The organism is Peribacillus sedimenti (assembly GCF_046237635.1).
Classification (GTDB): domain Bacteria; phylum Bacillota; class Bacilli; order Bacillales; family DSM-1321; genus Peribacillus; species Peribacillus sedimenti.
Map to the genome: position 1 here is coordinate 2834022 of NZ_CP143547.1, position 26423 is coordinate 2860444.

Consider the following 26423-nt stretch of genomic DNA (forward strand, 5'->3'; position numbering starts at 1 on the left):
GAGGAAATGTGAAAATGGTATTCGTAGACATTAACTGCGACATGGGAGAAAGCTTTGGAGCATACACACTCGGCAGAGATGCTGAAATCCTCGATTATGTGACTTCCGCTAATATCGCATGCGGTTTCCATGCTGGAGACCCAGCGACAATGAGGAAAACAGTGAAGCTGGCTCTTGAAAAAAATGTGGGGATCGGTGTCCACCCAGGCCTTCAGGATCTTGTTGGCTTTGGCAGGCGCGAGATGAATATTTCTCCTCAGGAAGCCTACGACCTTGTCTTATATCAAATTGGTGCACTATATGCATTTGTCAAAGCCGAAGGCGGAAAAATCCAGCATGTAAAACCGCATGGGGCCCTATTCAACATGGCGGCTAAAAATGCATCCCTCGCTGATGCAATTGCTGAAGCCGTGTATAAAGTCGATCCTGAGCTCGTCTTTTTTGGCCTTGCTGGCAGCGAATTAATTAAAGCAGGCAAAAAAATCGGCCTTCGCAGTGCAAATGAAGTCTTCTCAGACCGCACTTACCAGGAGGATGGTTCCCTAACCTCCAGGCGTGAAGCAAATGCGCTTATTAAGGATCACGAGCTAGCCGTCAACCAGGTCATCAGGATGGTCAAAGATGGAAAAGTAACATCCCTTCAAGGAACCGATCTCACGATACAGGCTGACACCATCTGCATCCACGGGGATGGAGAAAGTGCGCTGGACTTTGCTAAATACATAACAAGCGCTTTGAAAGAATCGGGTATAACAGTTGCCAATATTGGCAGCTTTATAAAATAAAAAAAGCGGCAAGCGCGGTGTTAAAATACAGGGAAGCGCTTGCCAAATATTTAGGGGGGTATTTATGGAGAAAAAATCAACAGCAAGTGTACTGCTGGGTGCCGCCTTCTTGATGGCGACCTCAGCGATCGGACCAGGCTTCCTTACGCAGACAACCGTGTTTACACAGACTCTGCTTGCAAGCTTTGGGTTCGTTATCTTAATATCAATCATCATTGATATTGGAGCCCAGATGAATATCTGGAGGATCATCGCCGTTTCAGGTAAACGAGCCCAGGATATTGCAAACGACGTCCTTCCTGGACTGGGCTATTTCCTGGCCTTTCTTATCGTTCTCGGAGGTCTCGCTTTTAACATCGGAAATATTGCAGGAGCCGGTCTTGGGGTAAACGTTTTGTTCGGCTGGTCTCCGGAAATGGGCGCTTTGTTAAGTGGAATTGTTGCAATCGGTATCTTCCTGGTTCGTGAAGCCGGAAAAGCGATGGATCGTTTCGCCCAGATTATGGGATTTGTAATGATTGCCCTAACGGTTTACGTCATGTTCACAGCCCAGCCTCCTGTTGGAGAAGCGGTTGTTAAAACCTTTATTCCAGATAAAATCGATCTTCTTGCAATCGTCACACTTGTCGGTGGTACAGTCGGAGGATACATTACTTTCGCTGGAGGCCATCGTTTATTGGACGCTGGCATCAAAGGAAAGGAAGCATTGCCTGAAGTGACAAAAAGTGCTGTCAGCGCTATAGGTATTGCCTCCATCATGAGGATTTTCCTGTTCCTTGCCGCTCTTGGTATTGTGGCACAAGGATTGGCCATAGATCCTGCCAACCCCCCTGCTTCCGTTTTTAAGCTTGCAGCAGGAAATGTCGGCTACAAGATTTTTGGTGTCGTCATGTGGGCAGCGGCCGTTACATCCGTAGTCGGAGCAGCTTATACTTCTGTTTCATTCATTCAGACTCTAAGCAAAACCGTTAACAAATATCATAATCTGACGATTGTTGCATTCATAGCTATTTCTACTATAGTTTTTGTGTTAATCGGAAGACCGGTAAAAATCCTTGTATTAGTTGGATCGTTAAATGGATTGATTTTACCGATCGCACTAGGAGTAATGCTAGTAGCAGCTCACAGGACTAAAATTGTCGGCGATTATAAACACCCAATCTGGATGACAGTCTTTGGAATTGTTATCGTTATCGCTATGGCCATCATGGGCGGGTACTCTTTAATAAACGGCATTCCACAGCTATTTAAATAAAATTGATTGGAGGTATACATTTATGAGCATAACTGAAGCAGTAACACCAAACCAAGTGCGTGAAATGATTCGCCAAAATCAGTGGGTTAAACCTACTGCAGGCTTGGCCAATGGCTATATTCAGGCGAATCTTGCGGTATTGCCAAAAGATTTGGCTTTCGAATTTCTTCTATTCTGCCAGCGAAACCCAAAATCTTGTCCGATCATCGATGTGACCATGCCAGGCTCCGGTGTTCCCGCCCTGTCTGCCCCTGATGCAGATATTAGAACAGACATTCCTAAATACAGGGTATACCGGAATGGCGTTTTTACTGAAGAACTAACTGACGTTACAGAACTGTGGGACGAATCGATGGTCGGATTTCTGATTGGGTGCAGCTTTACATTCGAGGAAGCCCTCTTGAAAAACGGCATCCCAATCCGGCACATAGAAGAAGAACGCAATGTACCAATGTACAAAACAAACATACCTACCGTAAAGGCAGGAAGGTTTGAAGGCCCGACCGTTGTCAGCATGCGTCCAATGACCGAAAAAGATGCCATCCGTGCAGTCCAGGTCACAAGCCGCTTCCCTTCCGTACATGGAGCACCTCTCCATATCGGAAACCCGGCAGCTATAGGAATCGAGGATATCAATCGTCCCGATTTTGGCGACAGTGTCACCGTCAAACCAGGTGAAGTTCCTGTCTTTTGGGCCTGCGGTGTTACCCCTCAAGCCGTTGCCATGCATGTGAAACCGGAAATCATGATTACCCATGCACCTGGTCATATGTTTGTAACTGACTTGAAAAATGAGCAATTCAGCGTATTATAATGTAAAGGAAAAACTCGTCATATATTGACGAGTTTTTTTGTGTGTTTTGAGAATTTTGAAAAACATCTTTCCTCAATATATTACTATTTTCATTACATGTTGGCAGCCCCCCGCAGAGTTTCATTTTTTGCTTGATATATATGGATAGTATGACGGACTATATGCCTTTGTCTCGATTGTTTTTCAGCATCCCGTTTTTAAAAGGGCTTAGTCTCATGCTAACATCTTGAACGACACGATCTTGCTAAAAAAAACTGAATCAGGTCCTCCTTGTAAAGTGTGAAGGACACAATCTATCAACTTAAATCAAGGAATTTCTTTTATAAAAGCAATGATCTACCAAATCTAGCAGAAACGATCCAGAAGAATCCCTTCATCACGGCAATGAAGACCAATACTGTGATACACATGCAGAAAGGTCCTTCATAACAGCAAGGAAGAACATGCTGCACACGTCCTTCCTTCTCCTTCTCCCTTATAGAAAGCAATTACTCCATTTCAACGGTTAAATCCTTCAGCCACGGCCGCCCCTTAAGTGGTTCGATCTTTACGCTTGTATCCTGCTTGGCCCGGATGCTGCAGAGGTATCCAGCCTTTCCATCTACAAGGGCCATACATTCCTTGCAGGCATTTGCTGACTTACAGGAATACCTTACTGAAAGTGAAGGATCAATATGTTCGCGAATCCAGAAGATACAATCCAGCAAACTGGAGCCTTCCATATATGGAACTTCATATTCTGCCAGTTCGCTGCCTTGTTTTGCATCCCCTCTTAGGACACTTAATTTAATGGTGCTCAATATAATCCCTCCTCGCTAACCGGAAGCATTTCCAGCTCCCATTTTTCTGGTTCGAGTAAAGTAAACCGTAAATGATAGGCCTCTGGCTGTTGGTCAGGATAATCTAGTCGAACATGGGCCCCTCTTGATTCCTTTCGTGACATTGCTCCCAGAATAATAGATTCCCCGATAAGAGCCATGTTAAAGGTTTCAAGTTTTTCTACCATCGACAAAGCAAAGCTCTCTTGTTTTGCCAGGGCAGTGTTTTTGCAGGCTTCGCGCAGCTGTCGTACTTCTGTTAAGGCAATATCTAGAGATTCTTCCGTCCTCAGCGGACCGGCGCCCTTCCATAAAGCCATTTGGAGTTGCCGCCTCATTTTTAGCATGGATCGATCATCCTTCTCTGTATACCTTGGATGCCAGAAATTATGAAGGTTCATCCACTCAATCTTCAGCTCTTCTTCTATAGCTGAAAAAAAAGGTTCTTCTTGAAAAGCAGCAGCTGTCTCTCCGGCAATCCTTCCCGTTACAAGAGCTTCAGTAATGGCATTTCCTGAAAGACGATTTGCTCCGTGCATTCCAAGAATGAGCTCTCCACAGGCAATCAGGCCTGGAACAGTTGTATTCATATCTTTATCCACCTTGACGCCGCCAAGCATAAAATGAGCCATTGGGGCCACTTCTACCAGATCCTTCGTGAGGTCAACTCCCTGGGATTGCAAAATATCGATAACCGGACCGAAGCCTTCCTTCAGCTTTTCTGCCGGTACCATCCGGAAATCGAGAAAGGCTCCTCCATGCGGCGTCCCCCGTCCAGCCTCCACTTCCTTAAATATGGCATAGCTCGTCATATCTCGCGTAGCAGTATATTTTCCTGCCTGTTCCCCGGCATAACGGTCCATAAACTCCTCATGCTCTCCGTTCAACAAGCGCCCGCCGAGTTTATAGCGAAACGGGTCCCACATAATCGGGTCAATGCCGACTAGCGGAGGGAAAAGATGGGCAATCGGAAAAAATTGCACCATTTCCATGTCATATAGCTCTGCACCAGCCTCAGCGGCAAGACAGAATCCGTCACCAGTCATATTCGTTGAGGCACTGTTCCTTTCATATGCTTCAGTAAGCCCTCCTGTGGCTAAAATGACACGGGACGCGCTGATGCCAACTGGAACCATCTTTTCCATTGAAAATCCGACCGCCCCTGCAACACTTCCATTCTCCTTCACAAGGCGGGTAATCATAACATTTTTTAACCGGGTGATCCTGCTGTCTTTCCATATCGCTTTTCGCAATCCCTGAGTCGTGGCGCCTCCTGTATTCAGAATATCGACATAAACGCATCTTCGGCGTGAATGTCCGGGAGATACAACCTGAGACCTCTTTCCATCAGCAGTCCGTGCCCATTTCACTCCATACCCTTCCACTTCAAGGATGACTTCCGGTGCCCTGTTAACAATTGTGCGAACGATTTCCGGATCGGCAAGCCCTCTTGCACCGTCCATGGTATCTTGAAAGTGAATGTCAGGATTATCTTCCTCTGCCTCGCCTAGAGCAACTGCCACCGTCATTTGGGCCAGAATCGTTGCCCCGCCTCTTCCTACTAGACTTTTATCCGCGATAATGACATTTGCCCCTTTTTCCGCTGCAGCACGGGCAGCCATCATTCCGGCAGCACCAGACCCGATAACCAGGACATCTGCATTAAAAACATTACTAGCCATATCGAACCCCCTTATATATTTGCTCCTTATGTAAAAATGTTTATCCAAATACTGTATGGGATAAGTTATATTCTTACCTATTTTATTACAAATTCAGATATTTCAAAACAATATCTTATTTCTTCTTCCATTTTGCAGCTTTCCTCCTTTAATAAGATTCCGTTAAAGGATCTTGTTGAATTTCTTGCTCAGGCTAAAGGGCAGGTTAGTTAAAAAAGGAAAGTTTACCTATAATGAGGAATATATAATGTAAGAATCTTAAAGAAAAGGGCGTTTATGGTGTTTAATTTTATACAATGTTCCAATGTATTGGAGAAAGAACAAAAGTGGAATTACACGAATATGGTTGCACGCTCTGAAGATGGGGAATCCCTATACAAAAAATGGGTTTCATTCAAATAATAGTAAAATGGAAGTGTTTCTATAAATACTTGAAATAAAGGGGATGAATTTGATGAAGGGTAATTTTATCAAAGTTCAGGACGTGCTAGAAAATTACAAGTCTTCAGTTTACGAAAAAGATGTTGAAAGATTCTTATCGACCTATGCCCCTGAAATACATATATATGATTGCTGGGGTAACTGGGAGATGAAGGGTATCTCCCCCTGGAGGGCAAATGTGGAAGAATGGTTTAATGGGTTGAAGGTGGACGGTGTTTCACTTAATGTTGATTTCGATGACTTAGTAGTAACAGAAAATTTGAATCTTGCATTTGTTCATTGTGCTGTTACCTTTGCAGCACACGATATAGAATCGGGAGAAAAACTTCGTCAAACGAAAAATCGTTTCACATTTGGATTAAAAAAAGAAGATGATTTCTGGCTAATAACTCACGAACATTCATCCTTACCAATAAATATGGAAACTGGAAAGGGTATTTTTAATTTTGGGTAAAAAGATACCGTTAATTTGTATAAGAATAGGGGCTGCTTATCCAGCAGCTTTTCTATTGCGTAAAAGGTCAGGTTACTATAAAAGAATGCGAAAATATGTACTTAAACTATCGGAATCTTTAGTTGAAGCAAGCAATAGCAGCAGGGCCTCATATGGCTCTTTTTTGCAAAAAAAAACAGTGTCGTTTAACAGAGCCTTCAATAAAGAGCAAGGAACGGAAAACCGTTATTGTGTAGGATACATATGGAAGCTCCATTACGCGTTTTACAGTTTCACTTACCGAAATTGCTGCTGCATTTGTTAAGATGTTATAGATTCAAAAAGAAAATATATTCCTTACTAAAAGAAAAGAGATTAGAAACTTGTTCCTAATCTCTGATCCTTATATAAAATTTGTTTGGGCAAGATCGGCATTTTGCTTTCGCTGGAGGAAATGATACAAGGCCCCAATCAAATTGGAGTCATTTCCGAATCTGCAAGCTTCCACCTTGACTGATAAACGGTGCATATTTGATTTCATGCTGCTCAATGTTTCATTGATCTGATCAATGAGTTCTTCTCTCTCACTGATCGCTCCGCCGATCAGGATTTTTTCTGGATCAATGGCATATTGAAGATTTAAAATGCCGACTGCTATACGCTTTGTAAACTTCCGTATTTCGTCCTGGACCTCTTTATCTCCATGATCAGCCATTTCAAACACCATTTTCCCATCCAATCCCGAAGCGTCCCTTCCCTTTCTTTTTGCCACAAGCTGCACTATGGCCTCTGTAGAGCCAACTGAACTCCAGCTGGTTCCCATCGGCTGATCCAGGTAGTCTTCCATAATCATAAAGCCAAATTCTCCCGCATGGAGGTTCTTTCCGTGACGTATCCTCTTATCAAGAACAACAGCCCCCCCTATACCTGTACCAATCACAATACAAATATAGTCCTTTACATCCCTTGCAGCACCAATCCAGCCTTCAGCAAGACTTGCGCAATTAGCATCATTTTCCAGGTCGACAGGAAGTCCGGTCCGTTTTTCAAGGATGCTCCGAATGTTCGGACCATGGACATATGGAAGGGCACTTGCCCCTTCAATTACACCTTCTTCTACATTGACGGCACCCGGCATACTGAGTGCGATTCCTCTCAACTTGCGTTTTTTTTCAAATTCTTTAACTGTCGAATCCAGTAAATCCATCAATTGCTCAAGACTGTCTTTAGGAGTATCCATGGAGGATTTTTCTATAAACTCCCCAGTCTCGTTCATGAGAGCATATTTAGTAGAAGTCCCGCCTACATCAAAAACCGCATAATAATTCAATACTGACTCCCTCCACTCTGCCTATTCCTGCTGCGCACTGCCGCATGATTCACGGACCACCAGTTCAGAATCAATAAACACTGGCTTTAATTTAGACTTTCCGTTGATTAGATCATTAAGCATGTAAGCGGATAATTTCCCGAATTTATCCTTATCCTGCTTAACTGTTGTTAATTTCGGATCACTGTACCGGCAGGCAGCGATATCATCACAGCCAATCACCTTGATATCATCCGGCACCTTCAGCCCTTTTTCCTTGATAGCCTGAAGCGCACCCAATGCCATTAAATCTGACGCCGCATATATAGCTTTTGGAAAAGGCCTGGTTTGTAAAATCTCCTTCATCGCATTATAGCCGCTATCCTCATGGAAATCCCCATATCTCACCCATTCTTCTTTCATTTCAAGCCCAAATTGGCTCATTGCCTCCACAAATCCCTGTTTTCGGTAATTGGAAATGGTGGAGTCGCGTCTGCCGCCGATATAAGCGATTTCTTTTATGGAATTCAGATAGAAATGCTCCACTACTTTCCTGGATAAGTTTATATTATTTGTCATGATAAAGCTTGATTTTGGACCTTCAATCTCTATATCGATCCCTATACAAGGTATTTCGCTCTTCGCCAGTTCGAAGACAGCCTCTTCCACTTCCTCACCGGCGATAATCAGGCAACCATCGACATTGAAATGGCGGCATCTCGCAATATAGCTCCCATTATCCTGCCGAAATCTCTCATTTGAAAACAAAACAATGTCATAGCCCAATAGACCGATATTTTTTTTAAAAGAAGATATAACCTCGTTGAAGTAGGGATGTGTCATATCCACATTTATTTTTCCAGCATAGATCAGCCCGATTAAATTTGACTTTTTCGATGCAAGCGACCTTGCAGAGAAATTCGGTTCATAACCCATTTGATTAATGACGTCCATCACATTCTTCTTCGTTTTTTCACTGATGCCTCCATAGTTATTCAAAACCTTAGATACAGTTGCTGAAGAAACACCTGCCAGTTGTGCGATATCTTTAATAGTTAGAGTCATTATATCCCTTCTACTTCCCTACAATATTATATTCCGATAAAGATAGCTTACTAGGAGTTGGAAAACGAATCAATACCCGGCAGGCATAAGACATTCTCACTTAACAGAACCTTCGGTAATGCTTGAAATAAACAGCCTATTGAAGAGGAGGAATATGACCAATAACGGAACAGTTGCCCAGAAAACACCTGACAGGATCATTCCAAAGTCAATATTCCTAGTGTTGCTAAGTTGAGCAAGGGCCACCTGTATCGTATAATTCTCCGGATCCCTGAGGACGGTAAACTGCCACAGGAATTCTCCCCATACTGCCGTAAATACAATGATGCCTAAAGTTGCGAAAGCAGGCAGGATAATCGGGATCACAATACTTAAATAAATCCTGAAGTTGGACGCTCCATCCAATTTAGATGCTTCAATCAATTCATCAGGCACTGCCTCATTAATGTATTGCCTCATGAGAAATATCCCAAGCGGATTCAAAAAGAACAGGACCATCACGCCGGGCAGAGTATCTAACAGGCCCGCCTTCGAAATTAAGAAGAATTGTGGAATCAGCCCAAGCTGCGGCGGAATGATCATCGTTAATAATATGGCGATAAAAAATGCGTTCTTTCCCGGGAATTTAAACTTGGCAAAAGCGAAGCCTGCAAGGGAACTGATTACCAGTACCACAATCGTAACAATCGCACATATGACAAAGGAGTTCCACATCGCATGGAAGAAATCGATTTGCTCGAGAACCTTTTTGAAATTATCCATGAGAAGGTTTCCCGGAGTGATGGTAGGAGGAATGGAATTATAGGCCGAGCTGGGCCTAGTAGCCATCACGAACATCCAATAAAAAGGAAATATGGAAAGCAAAGCGGCAAGACATAAAAACACATAAACCATCAGCCGGCCAAAGGAGAACTTTTTTCCAGTCACAGGATTGCTCATCGGTTTACACCTCTTTTCTTTCTGCCAGCACCCGATGTAAGTAAGGTATTGATCACCGCGAATACTGAAATCATGATTAACAGGATGATCGCTGTCGCGGAAGCTGTACCAAAGGATTGCAATCTAAAGGCATCCCGGTACAAATACATCACGATTGTCATGGCCTCGTCGCGTGTGAATGCTCCTGTCCCCAGGAAAATCGTCGGTTCGGAAAACAGCTGAAGCGCCCCTACCGTTGATGTGAAAACCGTCAAAAGAATAAACGGCTTGAGCATCGGAATGGTAATATAGAACAGCTGCTGAAATCTGCTCGCCCCGTCGATTGTGGCAGCTTCGTATAAGTCATTTGGGATACTTTGTATTCCAGCAAGATAAATAATAGTGTTATAGCCAACCCATCTCCAGAATACCATGATGGAAATGGCGATCTTCGTTCCCCATTCAGAAGTCCCCCAATGCACCGGATCCAGTCCCATCAGGGTCAATACATAGTTAGCCAGAGAAGATTCATGGTCGCTGAATAAAACGCCGAATATGAGGGCTACCGCAACCATAGAAGTAATGTACGGCATAAAAATCGCAATTCGGAAGAAATTCCTGAACCGGAGGAAAGCCAGGTTGAGCAGATAGGCCAGAATGATCCCGACGATCAATTGTGGGGCCGTACCCATGATTCCCATAACGATGGTGTTGTATACAGACTTCCAAAAGAGCGGGTCTGTCAGAACCACCTTGAAATTTTCCAAGCCGACATATTCCATCGGACTTAATCCATTCCATTTCTGGAACCCGAGAAAAATGCTGAACACCGCAGGATATAAACCAATGACAGAGAAAATAATGAAAAATGGCGCTATATACAAATAACCTGAAATCATATCTTTCTTTTCTTCGGACAAGAACCGCCTGTTTCTCACTTTTGGTGCCGGTTCTTTCTTAATTACCATACTCATGTTCAGGCCCCGCTTCACTTTTAAAATAGGATATGGCACCTTTTAGGCTGCCATATCCCTGTTCATTTAAATATCCTCTTATTTTTTGATTAGATCCTTTGCGCGTTTGATCGCTGCTTTCCATTCTTTTTCCGGATCTGCCTTCTTGTTCTGGACATTTTTCAGCGCATTCAGCACTTCCTGATGAACAGGGAAGTACTTTTCACCTTTGTAGACGGCACCGCTGATATCCTGTGCAGCTTCGGCAAATACCGGAGCCGTTTTCTGTCCGCCGAAGAACTCATCTTCATTGGATTTGAATTCCTCCATATCATAAACCGCTGGTGCGGACGGGAACAATCCCTTAGACTGGAATGACTTAAGCTGGTTATCAGGAGAAACGAGCCATTCTACAAATTCATATGCCTCTTTTGCATGTTCCGTTTCAGCAGGGATGGAAATATAGGAACCTCCCCAGTTTGCAGCAAACTCCGTTGGCAATGTGGCTACCCTCCACTTTCCAACGGCATCGGTTGCATTTCCTTCCATCCAGCCTTTCAGCCACCCAGCACCTAATTCTGCTGCGAACTCACCCTTATTCACCGCATTGGCCCATTCAGGGGTCCACATATCGTATTTGCCGACAATGCCAAGTTCATTTAATTTCACCGCATAATCATAAGCTTTCTTTACGCTGTTTCCATCCTTATCCAAAAGCAGTTCTCCTTCTGGATTGAGATAGGTCTCCTGTGCTGCATCCAGATAAGCACGATAAGCCATTTCGATACTATCTACAAAGGGTTTTCCCGTCTTTTCTTTCAGCTGTACGCCTGCTTTCTCAAAAGCCTCCGGAGAGTCGATCAATGAAGACACCTCTGCCGGGTCAGTAGGCAGGCCTGCTGCCTCAAATAGATCTGTACGGTAATATAAAGCCTTAGGCCCGATATCCGTCGGCAATCCAATCAGGAAATCACCCTTTTCATTCTCTCCGCCCTTCCATTTCCAGTCGAGATACTGGTCCTGCACATCTTTTGCACCGAGGTCGTACAGGTTCTCGAATCGATCCTGCGCTGCCTTGAAGCGATCAATCTGGTCAATTTCTAGCATAGCAATATCCGGTGCACCGCTACCTGCCGACAGAGCAGTGAATAGAGCATCATGATGTTCAGCTGTCTCTGCTGATCTCATCTTAATCTTCACATTTGGATTTTCTTTTTCATATTCCTTTGCAAGCTCCTCATACCCGGTAGCTCCGAACGCCCAGAAAGTTAATTCAACATCCCCGCCTTTCTTGGTCCCGGATGCTTTTTCACCATCACCGCTGCAGGCTGCCAAAGAAAGCGCAAGCACAGAGGATAAGCCTAATGCAACTACTTTTTTCATTCTTTTCAAAATAAATACCCCCATATTTTCATAGTTTCATAAATACCAAGGGACAAACAATTGATTTCCCTTTCACCTCCTTAGCGTGATGGCAGCATACATCATACCTTGCATATTGCAGCTTCCTATTTTAAGAAAGCGGTTTCCAAAACTCTTGAAAAAATAAGCTGTTCTCTTAATAAGAAACCGCTTACAATTTGAATTATAGGAGAAGATATTCCCTAAATCAAGATTTTTTTGTAAATATTTTGAAAATTCTGTCCCTGGTTTGAATAGACATTTAAAAAAAGCATCTTTTTTACTTAATTCTCACCATAAAAAAGATTACATTCTAGCACCAAAAAAGTGAGTTTCAAGAATGAATAGATCAACGTCCACCATTAACGAAACCGTTTTCCATAAAGGACCTTAAAAATTTAACCCCTTGCAGTATACAAGGGGCAATTTTTCTTATATTTTTTTCCCGTTCGATTCGATGACAGTCTTATACCAGTAAAAGCTTTTCTTTTTAATTCTCCGCAGGTCATGTTCGCCTTCCTCGTGCTGATTTACATATACAAAGCCATACCGCTTTTGGAAGCCGTTTAGCCAGCTTAAAAGGTCAGAGAACGACCAAACACAGTAACCGAAAACTTCCGTGCCGTCAGAAATCGCTTGCTTTATCGCGAGTATATGGGCACGGATAAAATCAATCCGGTACTCATCGTTTATGACGTCGCCATCCTCTACCTTGTCGAATGCTCCAAGACCATTTTCACTGATCAGGATTGGAAGATTGTACCGGTTTGTGATTCTGCGCAGTGCAATCCTTAAACCATCAGGATCGATGTTCCAATCCCAGTCCGTCCTTTCAAGGTTTGGATTGGCTGCAGTCTTATATACTCCCGGGATTCCCGTATCCTTGGAGGTCCCTTTTTTGCCGGACGTGTTCATCTGGCCGGTAGAAACGCCGCCATCCAACGGATTTTCCTCAAAGGTTGTGGTCTGATAGTAATTGAGGCCCATGAAATCAGGTTTACCTTCACGCAGCAAATCAAAATCACCCTCCTCCACAGTAGGGGCAAGTCCATTTTCCTCCAGATAATTCCATGCGGACTTAGGGTATCTTCCCCACGCATATACATCCATCCACCAGTGGCTATTCAGTTCCTCCGCATTTTCAGAAGCTATGATATCCCTTGGATTGCTTGTAAGCGGATAAGCTGGTGAATAGGCAAAGCTCGGCCCGATTTTTCCGTCGGGAACATATTTCCTGAACTCCTTGATGACATTGGCGTTTGCAAGATTAGCGTGGTGGTTTACCTGATAGAAAAGCTTGTCATCAGTCACTCCAGGCGGATGGGCTGCCATGCGGTATCCTAACATCGTAAATATATTTTGCTCATTTAAGCTTACCCAATATTTTACGCGGTCCCCAAAACGCTTGAATAATGCAATACTATAATCGGTAAAGTCCTTTACGATCTTCCTGGACTCCCATCCCCCGTATTCATCCTGGAGTGCCTGAGGCAAATCCCAATGATACAGCGTCAGGATGGGTTCTATGTTATGTCTCACTAATTCATTGATTAGATGATCATAGAACTCGAGCCCTTTCTCATTGATCTCACCTCTGCCGCTTGGAAAAATCCTTGTCCAGGCTACTGAAAAGCGATATGATTTCATTCCCAACTCAGCCATCAGCTGAACATCTTCTTTATAACGATGATAGTGATCTACTGCTACGTTACCTGTAGTTCCTTTAAATGTCTTGCCTGGAATCCGGACAAACATATCCCAGTTGGAAACCCCTTTCCCATCCTCATCCCATGCACCCTCTACCTGATACGCTGCCGAAGCGGCCCCCCATAAAAAATTCTCTGGAAATTCCTTTAATTGTTCATGGATCATGACATTTCTCCTTATCCTGAATGATCGAGGTGCTCTAATAGAACAACACCACTTGGAATGGACATCAAACCTACTAATCAAGTTACCTATTGAAATACATTACTCCTAAACCAATTATTCATACATTTTGTACATATGGTAACTGCCAAAATAAACCATATATTACATACCATAATCCAGTTCAATAAAAAAGACAAATAAAATACGATTCAAAAAATGCCCTTTAGATAATAACAAATTCTTATGTTAGGAATCCGGATATTGACTTAGGTATCCCTGCTGTAAAAACTGATTTAACTTTCCTCGGTAACACATGTTTAGTCTTCCAAACAGACTTCGAGTCTAAGAAGATGACGTTCTTCTTAGATGCTCCTACTCCTAAATAAACACCAAACTTACTATATAAATGCAGTTTCAGATTGCAATCACCACTTTTCCCTGTGCATGCCCGTCTGCAAAATACCTAAATGCCTCAGAAACCTCGGCCAGTGTATATCGTTTGTCTATGACTGGTTTTACTTTGCCTGTCTCAAGGTAATCTTTCAGCAGGAAAAGATCTTTTTGGTTTGCCCTTTGTAAAAAGGTCCCAAATTTTTTCCCATCCGTCTTAGAAATGAAAGGTCCCATTACCATAGCTTGAAACATTTGGCTCCCCGATCCTCCAACATGAACAAAAACTCCCTTCGGAGTCAATGCACGCTTGTAAACCGATATCGGCTGTTTTCCATTTGCACCAAGAATCAGGTCGTACTTCTCCGTTCTGTTTGCAAAATCTTCAATTTTATAATCAATGACATGGTCGGCCCCAATCGACCGTGCAATGTCTATATTCCTTGTACTGCACACAGCAGTTACTTCAGCCCCAAGTACTTTGGCAATTTGTACGGCAAATGTACCGACTCCTCCTGATGCTCCATAGATCAAAACCTTCTGCCCCGGACAAAGCTTGCCCTTATCCCTAAGACTTTGAAGTGCAGTTGTTCCTGCCATGGGAATCGCTGCAGCTTCCTCAAATGACAGATTGGCCGGTTTCGGTGCTAATGCATGTTCGGGAACAGATACATATTCTGCAAAACCACCCCAACCGCTGCCGGACAGGTCTCCAAACACTTCATCACCAGGCTGGAATTGCTTAACATTGGCTCCAACGGCTTCAACCCGGCCTGCTATGTCACCTCCAGGTATTGAATACTTAGGTTTAAGAAGACCGAAAGCAAAGCGTGCCAAGAAAGGTTCTCCTTTTAAAAGCACCAGGTTTCCATAATTAACTGATGCAGCATGCACTTTTACCAAAACCTGATCATCCGCATGACCGGGCTTTGGGACCTCTTTGATCTGCAGAACATCTGGTGCGCCATATTTATCATAAAACACGGCTTTCATGAGCTACCTCCTCATATCCGTTTCTTACATACATATTCCATCAATTCTCTTTAGAATTAAAAATACCTTCATATAAGGATTTACAACTTCCACTTTACGTCCTAGAATAGTTCAGAAATCTGCTTATTTTCAAGAATTTACAAGGTATGATTGTCTGCGCTTATCCAAAATATTGCTATAAAAAACTCAGCTGATTCATTGGGGCATACTGAGTAAAATGAGAATCGTTGTTATTTTTTCGCTACGATTCATTGCATCCTGTACTTTCCATACATTATTAAGGTTATTCATTAAGGCTGGTATAAACAATAACTCTTTTTTTAGGAATCGATTGATGAGTGATTGCATGAAGATATAAGAGAGGAAATTTTCAGAAAATAATATGAAAGCCCATTGAGTCAGAAGATAAAATGACTTATACCATGTGCCCTTTTCGTAGGTAATTGCAAATGAAGCCTCCCTGCCGAATCCACCCAAGCCCTGCCTGCTGCCGACGCTAAAGCACGATGATGCGGCTGCTGATCATTTGGTAATAAGGTCAATGAAAGACATGAAAAAAGATGGAGCCGTATACGCTTCATCTTTTTTTCGTTCTTAATGAATTTCCACGATGGCACGAAGATCCTCCACGCCCATGGTCGGTACGATTTGATACCTCGGTATCTCATACATCGAGTCTTTACGGTTAGCTGGCCTTTCTTCCGTCGTGAAGGCCATCTCGAATCCCAGGTCCTTCACCGCTTGTATGGTTTCTTCATCATATTGGCCGTACGGGTAAGAAAATCCGCCTTTTTCCCCGTCTAACTGAACGATGCTCTTTGCGATGTCCTTTTCGATTTTGCCTTTAGGCTTTTCAACGAGATACGACCGCTTTTTTCCAATTTTATGGTAATCAAACGTATGGCTTTGGTATTCAAACACATCACAGGCCTTTTTTGCTTCCTTGAACGTCAGGTACTGGGATGCGGATGCATCATATTTCACGTCTTGTTTTAGGACTTTTGCGGTAATGAGGAAATTAGTCGCCTGGAATCCGTACTTCTTCAACAACGGATAGGCTTCCACATAATTGTTCCGGAACCCGTCATCAATGGTGAGGAATACGCTCTTTTTAGGCACATCCGATTCCCCTGCCATAAACCTGCGGAATTCCTCAAGCGAAAGACTCGTGTAGCCATTGTCCTTCAGGAATTTCAGGTGCTCCTCGAACAATTCTGCCGTAATGATCGTTTGGTACAGGTGCCCCATGCTCTCGTAATGCACCTTTGTCAAGTCCTCTTCCTTGATGACATGGTGGTAAGTGAGGATCGGGACCGCCTTATTCACACCATCATTTACAAAGGTCCTTGTCAATGGCTTACATGCTTCCAAACCTAGCGGCTTTCCGTCAGAGACCAGCGGCTTTTGGGTACCAAAGGCCTTTTCCTCAAAAGCATAGAAGATGACCATGCCAATCGTGGAAAGCAGCATGGCATATCCTGTAGCGATAAAAACTCTCATGATTCCACCCTTCCCAGGGCAATTTCGCCCCTTCTTTCAAACTTATTCCAAGCATCCTTCTGATGAAAGAAGCTGACCGTTCCATAAATCACGAAACATTGATTGATCATTCGGTAGACGAGCATCCCGCTGAACAGGAACAGGACGACCTTGGCGAGGTCCCAGCCATAGAACGCGATACCATGCTCCTTTGCGATGTAGAGCATAATGACGGATTGGTACAAAAACAGAGTCACAGCGGATAGGCCAAGGGCGAGCACAACCTCCAGGCTTCCTGGATTCAATAGCAGCAATACCGGTGTCGCAAGCACCGGAAACGCATTCAACGTACCGATTAAGAACTGGTCGCAAAGGAAGAAGAAGCTGAACCGTTTCGTGAATTTGTGGAAGTAAAATTTCTTATAGTGGAACAGACAGTCGATGAATGCCTTTTGCCACCTGACTCGCTGTTTGAACATGCTGTTTAAGGTGTCCGGGCATTCCGTATAGCACTTCGCCGTCGGTACGAAGGAAATCCGGTTCTTGTTCCCCCCTTCTTTAAGCCACAGATGGAGTTTCAGCGTGATGTCCATGTCCTCTCCGATCGTTTTCCTGAACCCCCCGATCTCACCGAGGACATGTCTGCGGAACGCTCCGAACGCCCCTGAAATGACAGTCATGGTCCCGAGGGACGCCTGGGCCCGTTTGTACAGGTAGAAATCGATGAGATACTGAAGGAGCTGGTAGCCGACTATCGGCTTAACCTGAAAGGTCGGTTCCATGTTCCTCAGGTCTCCCTGGAAGGCCTGGGCAATCAGGACATTCCCGCCGCATGCAGCGACTTCATCTGGCTGGAATTCCCGGTTCATTTCGCCGATTGCCTGAGGATCGAGGATGCTGTCCGCATCAAGCGTGATCACGATATCCCCATCGCTGTAGTTGATCCCGGCATTGAGCGAGTCCGCTTTTCCGCCGTTTACCTTATCAATGACGAAGATATCGTCATATTTGCTGGAATGATACATGCCGCGTATCATCATGTGCTGCAGGTTCTGCTGTTTCGGTCTCTTGCATTCCTGTAAACCCAGAAGCTCCTCGAGGTATTTCATGGTTCCGTCGGTGGAGCCATCGTTGATGATCAGGAGCTCTGCATTTTGATAGTTGCTCTGCCTAAAGCCCACGATGCATTGATAGAGCACCTTTTCCTCGTTATAGGCTGGCACGAGGACCGAGAAGCGGTGCTTCTTCGTAACGAGGGACCTCCTTCTTTCCTCATTCTTGAACAGTGGCACCAGGATGTAAAAACTCTGAAACATGATAAACGTGAAAAAAATCGCCAACGATATCCAAAGCAGTGTCATTTGTTTTCTCCTTTCGATTTACCTTTTTTTCTCGTATTGGAATCCATGGCTTACCTATCAATCTACCGCCACTGTCAAGAACCATTATGCACGTTATGTATCCTCCTTTTTCATCTGTATGTCAAAAGTTTGTGAATTCGCTATCATTCTTTCAATCACAAATCCTAGCATAATAGATAAATAGTCCTATTTCTATAGCTTCGATAAAACATATCAAAACTAGTGTAAACCCGTCATGACCCCAAAAATGGAAGGGGTTACATTTGAAAATTCGCATAATGTTTATAGTATTATGTCGAATAGATGCCCTTGTTTTTATGCGTATATGTTAAATATGGTACCATTTGGGTGGCAGTCTGGGTAAATCGACACGCGAAGAAGGTGAAAGATTACTTTTGCAGAAAAAGGCATGTAAATCTTAAATGCATATCTAGTCAGCTATTATCATAAGGTTCATATCTTTACAGACGGTAAAAAATTCGTATTGTTCAGCATCTTTACCAACCAGTTCCTCCTGCGAAACATGGTTTGGTCTGATTTCGTGAACACAAACCAAACCACTTTCTCCAAATGAGTGTTTCACGCACACTATCGTTCATTATAAAGAACAAAAAATGATAACTCACCAGTCTTCTTTATGTTTATGGAATTAGAAAAAACAACGACAATACAGAATGCCGTTGTTTTATTACATGAAAATAGTATCGCTCACGTCAAACACTTTTTCCGTTATCAATAACACTATGTGAAAAACGAACGTCAACATTGTATAAACAATGTGTCGCCTCAAAGATCCTTAAGGCCCGTATTACAGCATTACCATCTTACACGTCCCAGCATATTTGCATTGCGATTTAGCATTGCTCCTTTTTCTAAAGACCTCTTCCCGCCTAAACCCATTGCCCAATCAAAAGGCTCAAATTCAAATTTTCGGATGACGATTTCGACTTCTTTTCCGTCCTGAGGTGGCTTTCCTTCAAAAAGCCACAGATTTAAATCCACCTTTTCCTGGCTGCTGTCCGGGACATACATTCCCTCGTACAGCCAATCATGGGATACATAATCGTTGTGCGGTGGATGCGCATAATGGCCATGCAAGGACTGAAATCTTATATATTCCGGAGCCCATGAAAAGGAATGTGTGGAATATTCTCCGCTGAATTCAGATTTAAAAGGCTGTACATTACCTATTTCAGTGTGTGGTTGAACGGTATACCATGAGTTAGATTCTTCGGGATTCCCCCAGCGCGAGAATTCAATATCAATTTCACGGTAATGCTTGTCTGCAGCATCTATCGATTCAGTATCATAAGTGTATAGACCAAGCACAACATTTGGATCCAGTGTGTCAATCCTGCTTTCCAGATAGAAACGATAAGTTCCAAAACCAAGAGTCTCCATATTAAATATTTCCGAGGAATACCAAGTGCCATCCCTATAGGTGATCTTCAGATGAAGACTGCCGGCTGCATCCACCCAGACATTCCGATAATCAGAAGACCAATAATTGGGTCCAGGACCGAACTGTACTTTGCCTGAGTCTTTCACACCCCAAGTATACCCACTCCACTGCAGTTCCCTTTCCGCAGCCATCGCCTCCCCTTTACAGAAATCTATTGCCATGAACAAACCCACCATACCTGCAAGCAATCCGGCGATTCTCTCAGTCAATCTTGGAAAGTCCTCCTTTTAAACAATGCCATTCCATGGTTAATTACTATCCCTTTGTTTGCTGACATCTGATTGTAAAGTCGTTATACTTCGGTAAAAACGTGATATATTAACAGGAAATAAATTACCAGTTACAATCTTTTCCCCCATTCTAAAATTGATTAACTGGTAAAAATTCCAACTTTATCTTCCATTATGATAGTTTTGAAATGAGTAATGAGCATCTTTGGATAATCGTTTTCCCAAACCGGTTTGTTTTATGTCCTTTAAAAACTGGGATAAAGCTTTCCCTATGACTTATTCGCCAAATCAGTAAAACGAGGTTTGTAAGAACTTACAAATTCGGATGCTATATAAGGATAATATACTTTTTAAGCGTCTTATTAATCCTCATACAAACAATAAAGCGTACATAAATTCTGCAGGCTCATAATATTTATCTGCTGTTTAGCATTTCTATGGCTTTTTGAAGGTTAGAGTAAAAAGATACAGGCAGAGTTACCCCCATATTAACAAAAGAAACGCTAAGCTCCGGCCTCACCCCTGTGACGATCGCTTCTATTCCCAGCAGCTGTAGAGAACAAATCAATTTTGAAATGGCTTCAATCACCATGGAATCTGCCTGTTGGACTCCTGAAAGATCAATAATCAGCACCTCAAAGCGATGGCGGTTGCAGGTATTTAATGTATCATAAACCAGGATTTCCGCCCGCTCTTCGTTTATTTCCCCGATTAAGGGCAAAGCTGCGATATTTTTTGAAATCGGGACAATGGGGACAGAAATTTTCATAAATTCTTTTTGGGTGTGCATTAATCTTTCCTCTGAATGTTTAACGAATACCTGGGTAAATCCATATGTAGCTCTCGTCACAATTTCATCAATGTTTATCAGTAGGTCTGTCAATTCCTGAAATGAGAAACCAAGTTCTTCGCTCTCTTTTTGCACGAAATTCCAGATCACCTTCTTATAAAGTGTACTGTATCGAATCGTGTTGGCCAAATTCCCACCGTAACTCAGTGAAGCCTCCCCTACTTCCATACCCCACAGCTCAGATCGCTCAAAAACACCATGTTCGTCCAACAATGCTTCTGCTACAATCTCAACTAATTCGCCGAATACACGGATCGTACGTTCCTCCTCTTCTATACTTGAAATCTCAAATGTAGTGTTTGTGACAAACTCCAAAAGCATAGTTGATGCAATTTGATTTTTATTTACAAGAAGTTTTTCACTTATAATCTTACTGATATGACGTTTAGCCATTAGCTACGCTCCTTATACTTTTTTGCAGATGTTTCTTTTTATTCTAGCAAAAAAAGGCTGGAAAAGCGGTATCCATTTTTCCTTTTAAATTGACATTAAAATACAAGGAAATCTTGATGTGACTTTGGTGGTCGGAATCCTTCTTAAGGATATCTGATTTTGACTGCGCTTCTTGCACTGTTGATTTCAACCATATTTTACAAAAAGAAAAACTCCACAAAAGTGAAGTTTTCTGATCTCCTATTGTATGCGCACAAGAGGAATATTTACCATTATATTGTTGCGGTTTTCCATATCATTTTATTCATCAAAGCTCGCTTTATTTGTAAAAGTCTAATTTGCGATTTGTATGCGAGACGGCTCAACAAATCGATCATAAAATTTGCATTTCGAGCATAGAAGCATGGATATCGAGCATAGAAGCATTGATTTCGAGCATAAATTCTGGATTTCGAGCATAGGTCAAGTTAGTCTAAAAAGTGGACACGTAAAAAAGATAACTTATAATAAACATAATTATTAAAAGGACGTGTTCAGAGTGGGGAAACATCGTGATCCGGAATTTAAAGAATATGTAGCTAAATTAGTGGTTGAGGAGGGCCGGGTAGCCCGGGAAGTAGCATACGAGCTGGAAGTGCCGTATCCCACTCTTCGCAGGTGGGTTAGTGAATATAAGAAGAAATTAAGAAACGGGACAGAAAAAGAGACATATATAACACCTGCAGAACTTAAAAAACTACAAAAACAGCATGAAAAAGAGATTCAGCAGTTAAGAGAGGAAAATGAAATTCTAAAAAAGGCTATGCACATCTTCACAAAAAACCAAGCATAATTTACAGTTTCATCTATGCTCATCGGGATGAACATACTGTGGTGATGATGTGTAAAGTCTTAAAAGTATCGAAGAGTGGATATTACAAGTGGATAGATAACAAAGATAGGGTCGACCTCGAAAGAGAGGCTTACAAGAAAGAAATCCAGCAGAAAATAAAAAAATCTTACTATGAAAGTGAAGGAACTTATGGAAGTCCCAGGGTCCATCATGATTTAATCGAATGGGGATATACGATTTCAAAAAAAACGGTCGCACGAATCATGAAGGATTTAGGTTTGCGTGCTATCCCGGAAGAAAGATTTGTCGTGACCACGGATTCCAATCATGATTTGCGCCTTTATCCTAATCTTTTAAATCAAGAATTTCGTGCGCAAGCGCGGGATCGGATATGGGTAGCAGATATTACATACATTTGGACCCTGGAAGGATGGGTTTATTTGTCGACCGTGATGGATTTGTTTTCCCGAAAAATAGTGGGATGGAGCATGGATTCCCATATGAAAAAGGAACTGCCGCTGCAGGCTTTAAACATGGCGCTCCTGACGCGGCAGCCTACAAAGGAATTAATCCACCATTCTGACCGAGGATCCCAGTATTGTTCTAACCAGTATGTGGAGAGGCTGCAGGAACTTAACGTTAAAATCAGCATGAGCAGAAAAGGCAATCCATACGACAATGCCTGCATAGAATCGTTTCATGCGACAATTAAAAAAGAGTTAATTTATAGAAGACGTTTTAAGTCTCGGGCAGAAGCAACAAAAGCAATCAATTACTACATCAGCAGTTTTTATAACCAAAGAAGGAAACACTCGACTTTAGGCTTCTGTTCACCTAATCAATTCGAGAGAAATATGGGTTTCGCAAGCTAGTTTATAACTAATAATTTCACCATTTGGGTATGAAGTGAACAGTCAGGTTTTTGACTGATCACTTTCAGAAACCTTCAGCAAACGAAATGCGCTAGAGATTTAGAACAAAATAAAATCAAAGCCTATTGTCCACTTTCTTGACTGAAGTCCATAGGAGCTTTGATTTCGAGCATAAATTCTGGATCTCGAGCATAGAAGCTTGCTTTTCGAGCATGAAGGGGGAATTTTGAATCATAAGAGTCAAAAGGAGAATGAAAATCTGACCTGCATTTTTAAAATGCAGATTTTTGAACATTATTTGTTCCAAATCCAGCGGGAATCGAGCTTTTTAATCATTTTCCATATCAAAATTTCGGGAATAAATCATCACACTATTTCAGTTTTGACATTCATATTGCTTTATTACCCACAAAAAAAAGACCTATAAAGGTCTTTTTTTAGCAGCAGTTGCCTGCATTTCCCAACAGCGAGAATCCTTCCCCATCTCCACTGACATCGAGGATCAGGTCACCCGTGCTTGCTTCAATCATAGGGTCAATCGCTACTTGTATTTCATTTACAGTGATGATGATATCATCTTTTTCTGGCGCATCCAGCGCCATTCCTATATTTGGCTGTCCTCAGCCAAAGCCTGCAAAATAAAGGCGAATATTTTTTTCATTATGCTCCTTGAATATAACCTTTAGGCTTTCACGAGCTTTATCTGTGATTTGCATTCTTTTCTCCCCCCCTTTGATCATGTCCGAGCAGCGGCAGAATGCATCATTGTGCTTCCTTTTGTTACTCGTATGAATCTAACCAATTATTATTTTAAAATAAGTAAAAAGTCAAGCAATCCTTCCCGCTTGGCAACAAATATTCTTGTGCCAGATTGTACCACAGTGAATAAATCTTGGTCTCGCCATGTCCGCGCAAAAATCATCCCACTCTTCCCTTAGTCCATGTGTTTACATTGCGTTAAACTTTGCAGCATATTTACTGGATTCTGTTCATGCTAAGATTTTCTATCTTACCGGGATTTAGCAGGTTGAATATTGTTTTGATTCTGTTTTGGTCAGTTTGGACTGCGATAATACTTATAATTTTTTGATCCATTAAAACCATGGCACCAATTTCCCCGTTTACGTTCAACTCACGAACCGCAATCTCTCCACCTTCCAGACCCATTTTTTTATAAAGTGCTTCAAACAGCATGATAACCCGGGATAGCGTCCTTATCGGTTTAATGGCTGCTTTCACAATACCTCCGCCATCTGCATAATAAGCTACATCCGCAGAAAGCAGTTCAACCAACGCTTCTATATTTCCTGACTGAAGGGCTAGGATGAACGAACGGGCAATCAGCTTTTGATCGGCATTTTCCGTATCAGCTATACAGCAGGAAATATTTATTTTCTTCTTGGCACGGCTGAACACCTGTCTGCACGCTTCTTCGGTCTTGTGTAGAATCGCTGCTATCTCGGAATACTTCATTTGTAATGATTCGCGTAACACAAATACGACTCTTTCTGTATGATTCATGGCCTGTAACATATACATGACTGCAAATGTGAGCTGCTCCCTTTGCATGACGAGATGAAGGGGACTGTTCTGTTCCAAAAGAACCGGATCCGGCAGCCAAGTTCCAATATAGCTTTCGCGGTTATAGCGTGCAGACTTTAATAAGTCCAGGCTTCTATGTGTCACCATGGTACATAGAAGTGATTTAATATTCTCATCGTGAAGATCCATTTCCCTTAACCTGGCATAGACATCGTGTACGATATCTTCGGCGTCTGACACATTGCCAAGCAGGCGGTAAGCCAAACAAAATAATAAATGTTTATATTCTACATATAATGCCTGTATTTCCACTTTCTCGGCCAATGTGCTTCCTCCTGTTTAGGGACCCAATTTGCCAAATCCCATGTAAAAGTACGGAATTTTGCACCCAATATTCCGCCAATGAGTATATCTATGCCCCATTTTCTTATCCAGACCAATCCATTGTTGTATCCCAGATTGATACAGTATAAATCCGTATATGGTTTATGCGGCATCTTCTGTTTCCCCTTTATATCAAGTTCAATATTCTTGCACAGTCTTCCTGCCTGGTCGATCGCCTCTTTACAGGTCATGCCTGCAATGCTCCCCGATTCTGGGTCACGAATGGCTGCGGCATCCCCAATTGCAAAAATATTCGTATTGCCTTCAACCTGGTAGAAGGGATTCACATTTACTCTTCCAGATGAATTAACTGGCATCCCAAGCTTTCGAATGGCAGGATTGGGAATTAATCCAGTCACCCAAATGCATAGATCTGCTTTTTCCTTCGTTTTATTGGAATATTCTATATGGCCGTCCCGATGGCCCTCGGCCTTATGGCCATGAATGACTCTGACTCCTAACTTTTGCAGTTCTTTCTCAATTTTTTCACCGACTTTTTTGGGCAAATGCGGCAAAAGCGTTTTTTCTGAATTGATCAGGATTACTTCACTTGGTCTACGTATTTCCTCCCTGAACCAAATCGCCATATCAGCTGCTGTTTCAATCCCGCTTATCCCGCCGCCTGCTATGCATAATTTCATTGATGCAGAGCTGTTAGCGTCGTGCCACCGCAGTATCTCCTTCCTGATCTCTACTGCGCTTTCCATGTTTGCAAGAGTATAGCCTCCCCTTTCAGGAGGTGCTGGCCGCACTGTGCTTCCCAGGGCAAATACTAGATAATCAAATGACAGATTATATAATTCGCCATGTTTCACATACGTGATAGTGTTTTCAGAACCTTTAATAGAAACGATTTCCCCATTGATAAACTCAGCTTTTTCGCCGCAAAATTTTTCATAGGGAATTTTCAGGTTCATTCCATGTACAATGGCTTTAAACAAGAGAATTTTTTGAAGATGCTCAGGATTTTTATCAATCAATATAATGCGGATGTCCACATCAGAGTCTGTTGAAATCTTCCTTGTTAGTTTTCTTAATAAATGAAGTCCCGCGTATCCTCCACCCGCTATAATGATCGTTTTCCGCTCCATCAGTAAGCCCCCTTTTTTGGAGTATGACTATAGAACGAATATCTGCTTAAAAATGTGACAGAAGCAACAAATATTTTTTCCGTATTCTTGCCCACAAAAAAAAGGACCAATATGGCCCTTAATCCTATAATGATCATTATTTATTTCATACATGCTTAACCAATGATGTAAACAAATATCAACAATAAAAGAAACATCTTACATCGTATTAGTATTTACTTGATTAATATTCATGTTCGGCATTGGCACATAACCGTGCATTAGATGGTCCTGTGTTTGATCATGCAGAATAGGTACTTCATAATACCTTTGCATGTTGGCATATTGAAAAGCTTCGTAAGCCAAGTCGGCTGAAGAGTTGGCAGCATGCTGCATGGTCCCGCGCAAAGACGGGTGCGCCATTTCTAACGCCGCTTTCATTTTAAATGACGAAGACTGCTTGTGACAGTTAAGTAAGGCTAAAGCAACATCCCGGTCATGAAGCTCATTCTGGGCATTTGCAGGGGTTATGTCCTGTTCATCCATATTCCTGAGTCCATAAGTTGGCTCAAAACCCAGGTTGTTCACAACGCTCCTAGCTGGAATTGCAGCACCGACCATCTGGTGATTGGCTAACTGGATAAGGCCATTGTATTCCATCATTAATGCGCGGATGTGCCGATCCATCAAGTCCCGTAATACTTGTTCTTTTGCATGGGGACGGTACAGATTGATTGTGTTCAGAGCCGATACGGACTCATTGAGTACTTCATGTAATTCGAGCACCTCGTGGGCACCGAGTGTATTCATTTTTTTCCC

The 26423-nt window shown here is 42.6% G+C and carries 23 protein-coding genes; 6 read left to right on the forward strand and 17 right to left on the reverse strand.

Features of this window, described 5'->3' with window-relative positions:
* Positions 1-14: 14 nt before the first annotated feature.
* The 3 genes from V1500_RS14025 to V1500_RS14035 all read left to right on the forward strand — a co-directional run bounded on the left by V1500_RS14025 (position 15) and on the right by V1500_RS14035 (position 2854).
* The gene (locus V1500_RS14025) at positions 15-785 is read left to right on the forward strand and encodes a LamB/YcsF family protein (RefSeq protein ID WP_409300106.1); all 771 of its coding nucleotides are present in this window, start codon (positions 15-17) and stop codon (positions 783-785) included.
* Between the two features lie 64 nt (positions 786-849).
* Positions 850-2040: an NRAMP family divalent metal transporter gene (locus V1500_RS14030; RefSeq protein ID WP_409300107.1), complete on the forward strand. Its 1191-nt coding sequence runs from the start codon at positions 850-852 to the stop codon at positions 2038-2040.
* 22 nt (positions 2041-2062) lie between these two features.
* Positions 2063-2854: a putative hydro-lyase gene (locus V1500_RS14035; RefSeq protein ID WP_409300109.1), complete on the forward strand. Its 792-nt coding sequence runs from the start codon at positions 2063-2065 to the stop codon at positions 2852-2854.
* A gap of 488 nt (positions 2855-3342) precedes the next feature.
* On the opposite strand, the gene V1500_RS14040 is transcribed toward V1500_RS14035, so the two are convergent.
* The gene (locus tag V1500_RS14040) at positions 3343-3654 is read right to left on the reverse strand and encodes a 2Fe-2S iron-sulfur cluster-binding protein (RefSeq protein ID WP_409300110.1); all 312 of its coding nucleotides are present in this window, start codon (positions 3652-3654) and stop codon (positions 3343-3345) included.
* Positions 3651-5354 carry an FAD-binding protein gene (locus tag V1500_RS14045; protein WP_409300111.1) on the reverse strand — a complete coding sequence of 568 codons (1704 nt, stop codon included), beginning with the start codon at positions 5352-5354 and terminating at the stop codon, positions 3651-3653. Before V1500_RS14045 ends, V1500_RS14040 begins: the two co-directional genes overlap by 4 nt.
* 454 nt (positions 5355-5808) lie before the next feature.
* On the opposite strand from V1500_RS14045, the gene V1500_RS14050 reads away from it, so the two are divergent.
* A complete protein-coding gene (locus V1500_RS14050; protein WP_409300112.1) occupies positions 5809-6249 on the forward strand; it encodes a YybH family protein in 441 nt (146 codons plus the stop codon).
* A gap of 382 nt (positions 6250-6631) precedes the next feature.
* Here V1500_RS14050 and V1500_RS14055 read toward each other — a convergent pair whose 3' ends face one another.
* The 11 genes from V1500_RS14055 to V1500_RS14105 all read right to left on the reverse strand — a co-directional run bounded on the left by V1500_RS14055 (position 6632) and on the right by V1500_RS14105 (position 20904).
* Entirely contained in the window at positions 6632-7558 is a 927-nt protein-coding gene (locus V1500_RS14055) for an ROK family protein (RefSeq protein WP_409300114.1), read from the reverse strand.
* A gap of 21 nt (positions 7559-7579) precedes the next feature.
* A complete protein-coding gene (locus V1500_RS14060) occupies positions 7580-8602 on the reverse strand; it encodes a LacI family DNA-binding transcriptional regulator (protein ID WP_409300116.1) in 1023 nt (340 codons plus the stop codon).
* A 96-nt stretch (positions 8603-8698) separates the two neighbouring features.
* Positions 8699-9541, reverse strand: coding sequence for a carbohydrate ABC transporter permease (locus tag V1500_RS14065; RefSeq protein WP_409300117.1), 843 nt, complete (start codon positions 9539-9541; stop codon positions 8699-8701).
* The gene (locus tag V1500_RS14070; RefSeq protein ID WP_409300118.1) at positions 9538-10494 is read right to left on the reverse strand and encodes a carbohydrate ABC transporter permease; all 957 of its coding nucleotides are present in this window, start codon (positions 10492-10494) and stop codon (positions 9538-9540) included. Before V1500_RS14070 ends, V1500_RS14065 begins: the two co-directional genes overlap by 4 nt.
* Positions 10495-10572: 78 nt before the next feature.
* Complete coding sequence (locus tag V1500_RS14075; RefSeq protein ID WP_409305997.1) at positions 10573-11856, reverse strand: ABC transporter substrate-binding protein; 1284 nt, start codon at positions 11854-11856, stop codon at positions 10573-10575.
* A gap of 450 nt (positions 11857-12306) precedes the next feature.
* Positions 12307-13746, reverse strand: a complete 1440-nt coding sequence (locus V1500_RS14080) for a glycoside hydrolase family 1 protein (protein ID WP_409300120.1) — start codon at positions 13744-13746, stop codon at positions 12307-12309.
* Between the two features lie 414 nt (positions 13747-14160).
* Entirely contained in the window at positions 14161-15129 is a 969-nt protein-coding gene (locus V1500_RS14085; protein ID WP_409300122.1) for an NAD(P)-dependent alcohol dehydrogenase, read from the reverse strand.
* A 594-nt stretch (positions 15130-15723) separates the two neighbouring features.
* On the reverse strand, positions 15724-16629 hold the full coding sequence (locus V1500_RS14090) for a polysaccharide deacetylase family protein (protein WP_409300124.1): 906 nt from the start codon (positions 16627-16629) through the stop codon (positions 15724-15726).
* Positions 16626-17969, reverse strand: a complete 1344-nt coding sequence (locus V1500_RS14095) for a glycosyltransferase family 2 protein (protein ID WP_409300126.1) — start codon at positions 17967-17969, stop codon at positions 16626-16628. Before V1500_RS14095 ends, V1500_RS14090 begins: the two co-directional genes overlap by 4 nt.
* Before the next feature lie 816 nt (positions 17970-18785).
* Positions 18786-19640 (reverse strand): glycoside hydrolase family 16 protein, encoded by an 855-nt coding sequence (locus V1500_RS14100; protein ID WP_409300128.1) that lies wholly within the window; start codon positions 19638-19640, stop codon positions 18786-18788.
* 436 nt (positions 19641-20076) lie between these two features.
* A complete protein-coding gene (locus tag V1500_RS14105; protein ID WP_409300130.1) occupies positions 20077-20904 on the reverse strand; it encodes an STAS domain-containing protein in 828 nt (275 codons plus the stop codon).
* A gap of 538 nt (positions 20905-21442) precedes the next feature.
* Between V1500_RS14105 and V1500_RS14110 the strand changes: the two genes are divergently transcribed.
* Together V1500_RS14110 and V1500_RS14115 are read left to right on the forward strand one after the other, a co-directional pair.
* A complete protein-coding gene (locus tag V1500_RS14110) occupies positions 21443-21736 on the forward strand; it encodes a transposase (protein WP_409300131.1) in 294 nt (97 codons plus the stop codon).
* An 11-nt stretch (positions 21737-21747) separates the two neighbouring features.
* Complete coding sequence (locus V1500_RS14115; RefSeq protein WP_409305998.1) at positions 21748-22608, forward strand: IS3 family transposase; 861 nt, start codon at positions 21748-21750, stop codon at positions 22606-22608.
* Positions 22609-23045: 437 nt separating this feature from the next.
* Here V1500_RS14115 and V1500_RS14120 read toward each other — a convergent pair whose 3' ends face one another.
* The 4 genes from V1500_RS14120 to V1500_RS14135 form a co-directional block, all read right to left on the reverse strand.
* The gene (locus V1500_RS14120; RefSeq protein ID WP_409300132.1) at positions 23046-23210 is read right to left on the reverse strand and encodes a hypothetical protein; all 165 of its coding nucleotides are present in this window, start codon (positions 23208-23210) and stop codon (positions 23046-23048) included.
* A 373-nt stretch (positions 23211-23583) separates the two neighbouring features.
* Positions 23584-24474, reverse strand: coding sequence for a sigma-70 family RNA polymerase sigma factor (locus tag V1500_RS14125; RefSeq protein WP_409300134.1), 891 nt, complete (start codon positions 24472-24474; stop codon positions 23584-23586).
* Positions 24438-25625: an NAD(P)/FAD-dependent oxidoreductase gene (locus V1500_RS14130; protein ID WP_409300135.1), complete on the reverse strand. Its 1188-nt coding sequence runs from the start codon at positions 25623-25625 to the stop codon at positions 24438-24440. The genes V1500_RS14125 and V1500_RS14130 overlap by 37 nt, the downstream gene beginning before the upstream one ends.
* A 198-nt stretch (positions 25626-25823) precedes the next feature.
* Positions 25824-26414, reverse strand: a complete 591-nt coding sequence (locus V1500_RS14135) for a spore coat protein (protein WP_409300137.1) — start codon at positions 26412-26414, stop codon at positions 25824-25826.
* Positions 26415-26423 lie beyond the last annotated feature (9 nt).

Excerpts from the sequence above, each read along its gene's own strand:
- V1500_RS14080 (WP_409300120.1), bottom strand. The coding sequence starts at position 13,746 with ATGATCCATGAACAATTAAAGGAATTTCCAGAGAATTTTTTATGGGGG.
- V1500_RS14130 (WP_409300135.1), bottom strand. The coding sequence starts at position 25,625 with ATGGAGCGGAAAACGATCATTATAGCGGGTGGAGGATACGCGGGACTT.
- V1500_RS14085 (WP_409300122.1), bottom strand. The coding sequence starts at position 15,129 with ATGAAAGCCGTGTTTTATGATAAATATGGCGCACCAGATGTTCTGCAG.
- V1500_RS14045 (WP_409300111.1), bottom strand. The coding sequence starts at position 5,354 with ATGGCTAGTAATGTTTTTAATGCAGATGTCCTGGTTATCGGGTCTGGT.
- V1500_RS14070 (WP_409300118.1), bottom strand. The coding sequence starts at position 10,494 with ATGAGTATGGTAATTAAGAAAGAACCGGCACCAAAAGTGAGAAACAGG.
- V1500_RS14075 (WP_409305997.1), bottom strand. The coding sequence starts at position 11,856 with ATGAAAAAAGTAGTTGCATTAGGCTTATCCTCTGTGCTTGCGCTTTCT.
- V1500_RS14090 (WP_409300124.1), bottom strand. The coding sequence starts at position 16,629 with ATGAGAGTTTTTATCGCTACAGGATATGCCATGCTGCTTTCCACGATT.
- V1500_RS14060 (WP_409300116.1), bottom strand. The coding sequence starts at position 8,602 with ATGACTCTAACTATTAAAGATATCGCACAACTGGCAGGTGTTTCTTCA.
- V1500_RS14105 (WP_409300130.1), bottom strand. The coding sequence starts at position 20,904 with ATGGCTAAACGTCATATCAGTAAGATTATAAGTGAAAAACTTCTTGTA.
- V1500_RS14065 (WP_409300117.1), bottom strand. The coding sequence starts at position 9,541 with ATGAGCAATCCTGTGACTGGAAAAAAGTTCTCCTTTGGCCGGCTGATG.
- V1500_RS14050 (WP_409300112.1), top strand. The coding sequence starts at position 5,809 with ATGAAGGGTAATTTTATCAAAGTTCAGGACGTGCTAGAAAATTACAAG.
- V1500_RS14030 (WP_409300107.1), top strand. The coding sequence starts at position 850 with ATGGAGAAAAAATCAACAGCAAGTGTACTGCTGGGTGCCGCCTTCTTG.
- V1500_RS14120 (WP_409300132.1), bottom strand. The coding sequence starts at position 23,210 with ATGGCGCTGGATGCGCCAGAAAAAGATGATATCATCATCACTGTAAAT.
- V1500_RS14095 (WP_409300126.1), bottom strand. The coding sequence starts at position 17,969 with ATGACACTGCTTTGGATATCGTTGGCGATTTTTTTCACGTTTATCATG.
- V1500_RS14035 (WP_409300109.1), top strand. The coding sequence starts at position 2,063 with ATGAGCATAACTGAAGCAGTAACACCAAACCAAGTGCGTGAAATGATT.
- V1500_RS14025 (WP_409300106.1), top strand. The coding sequence starts at position 15 with ATGGTATTCGTAGACATTAACTGCGACATGGGAGAAAGCTTTGGAGCA.
- V1500_RS14135 (WP_409300137.1), bottom strand. The coding sequence starts at position 26,414 with ATGAATACACTCGGTGCCCACGAGGTGCTCGAATTACATGAAGTACTC.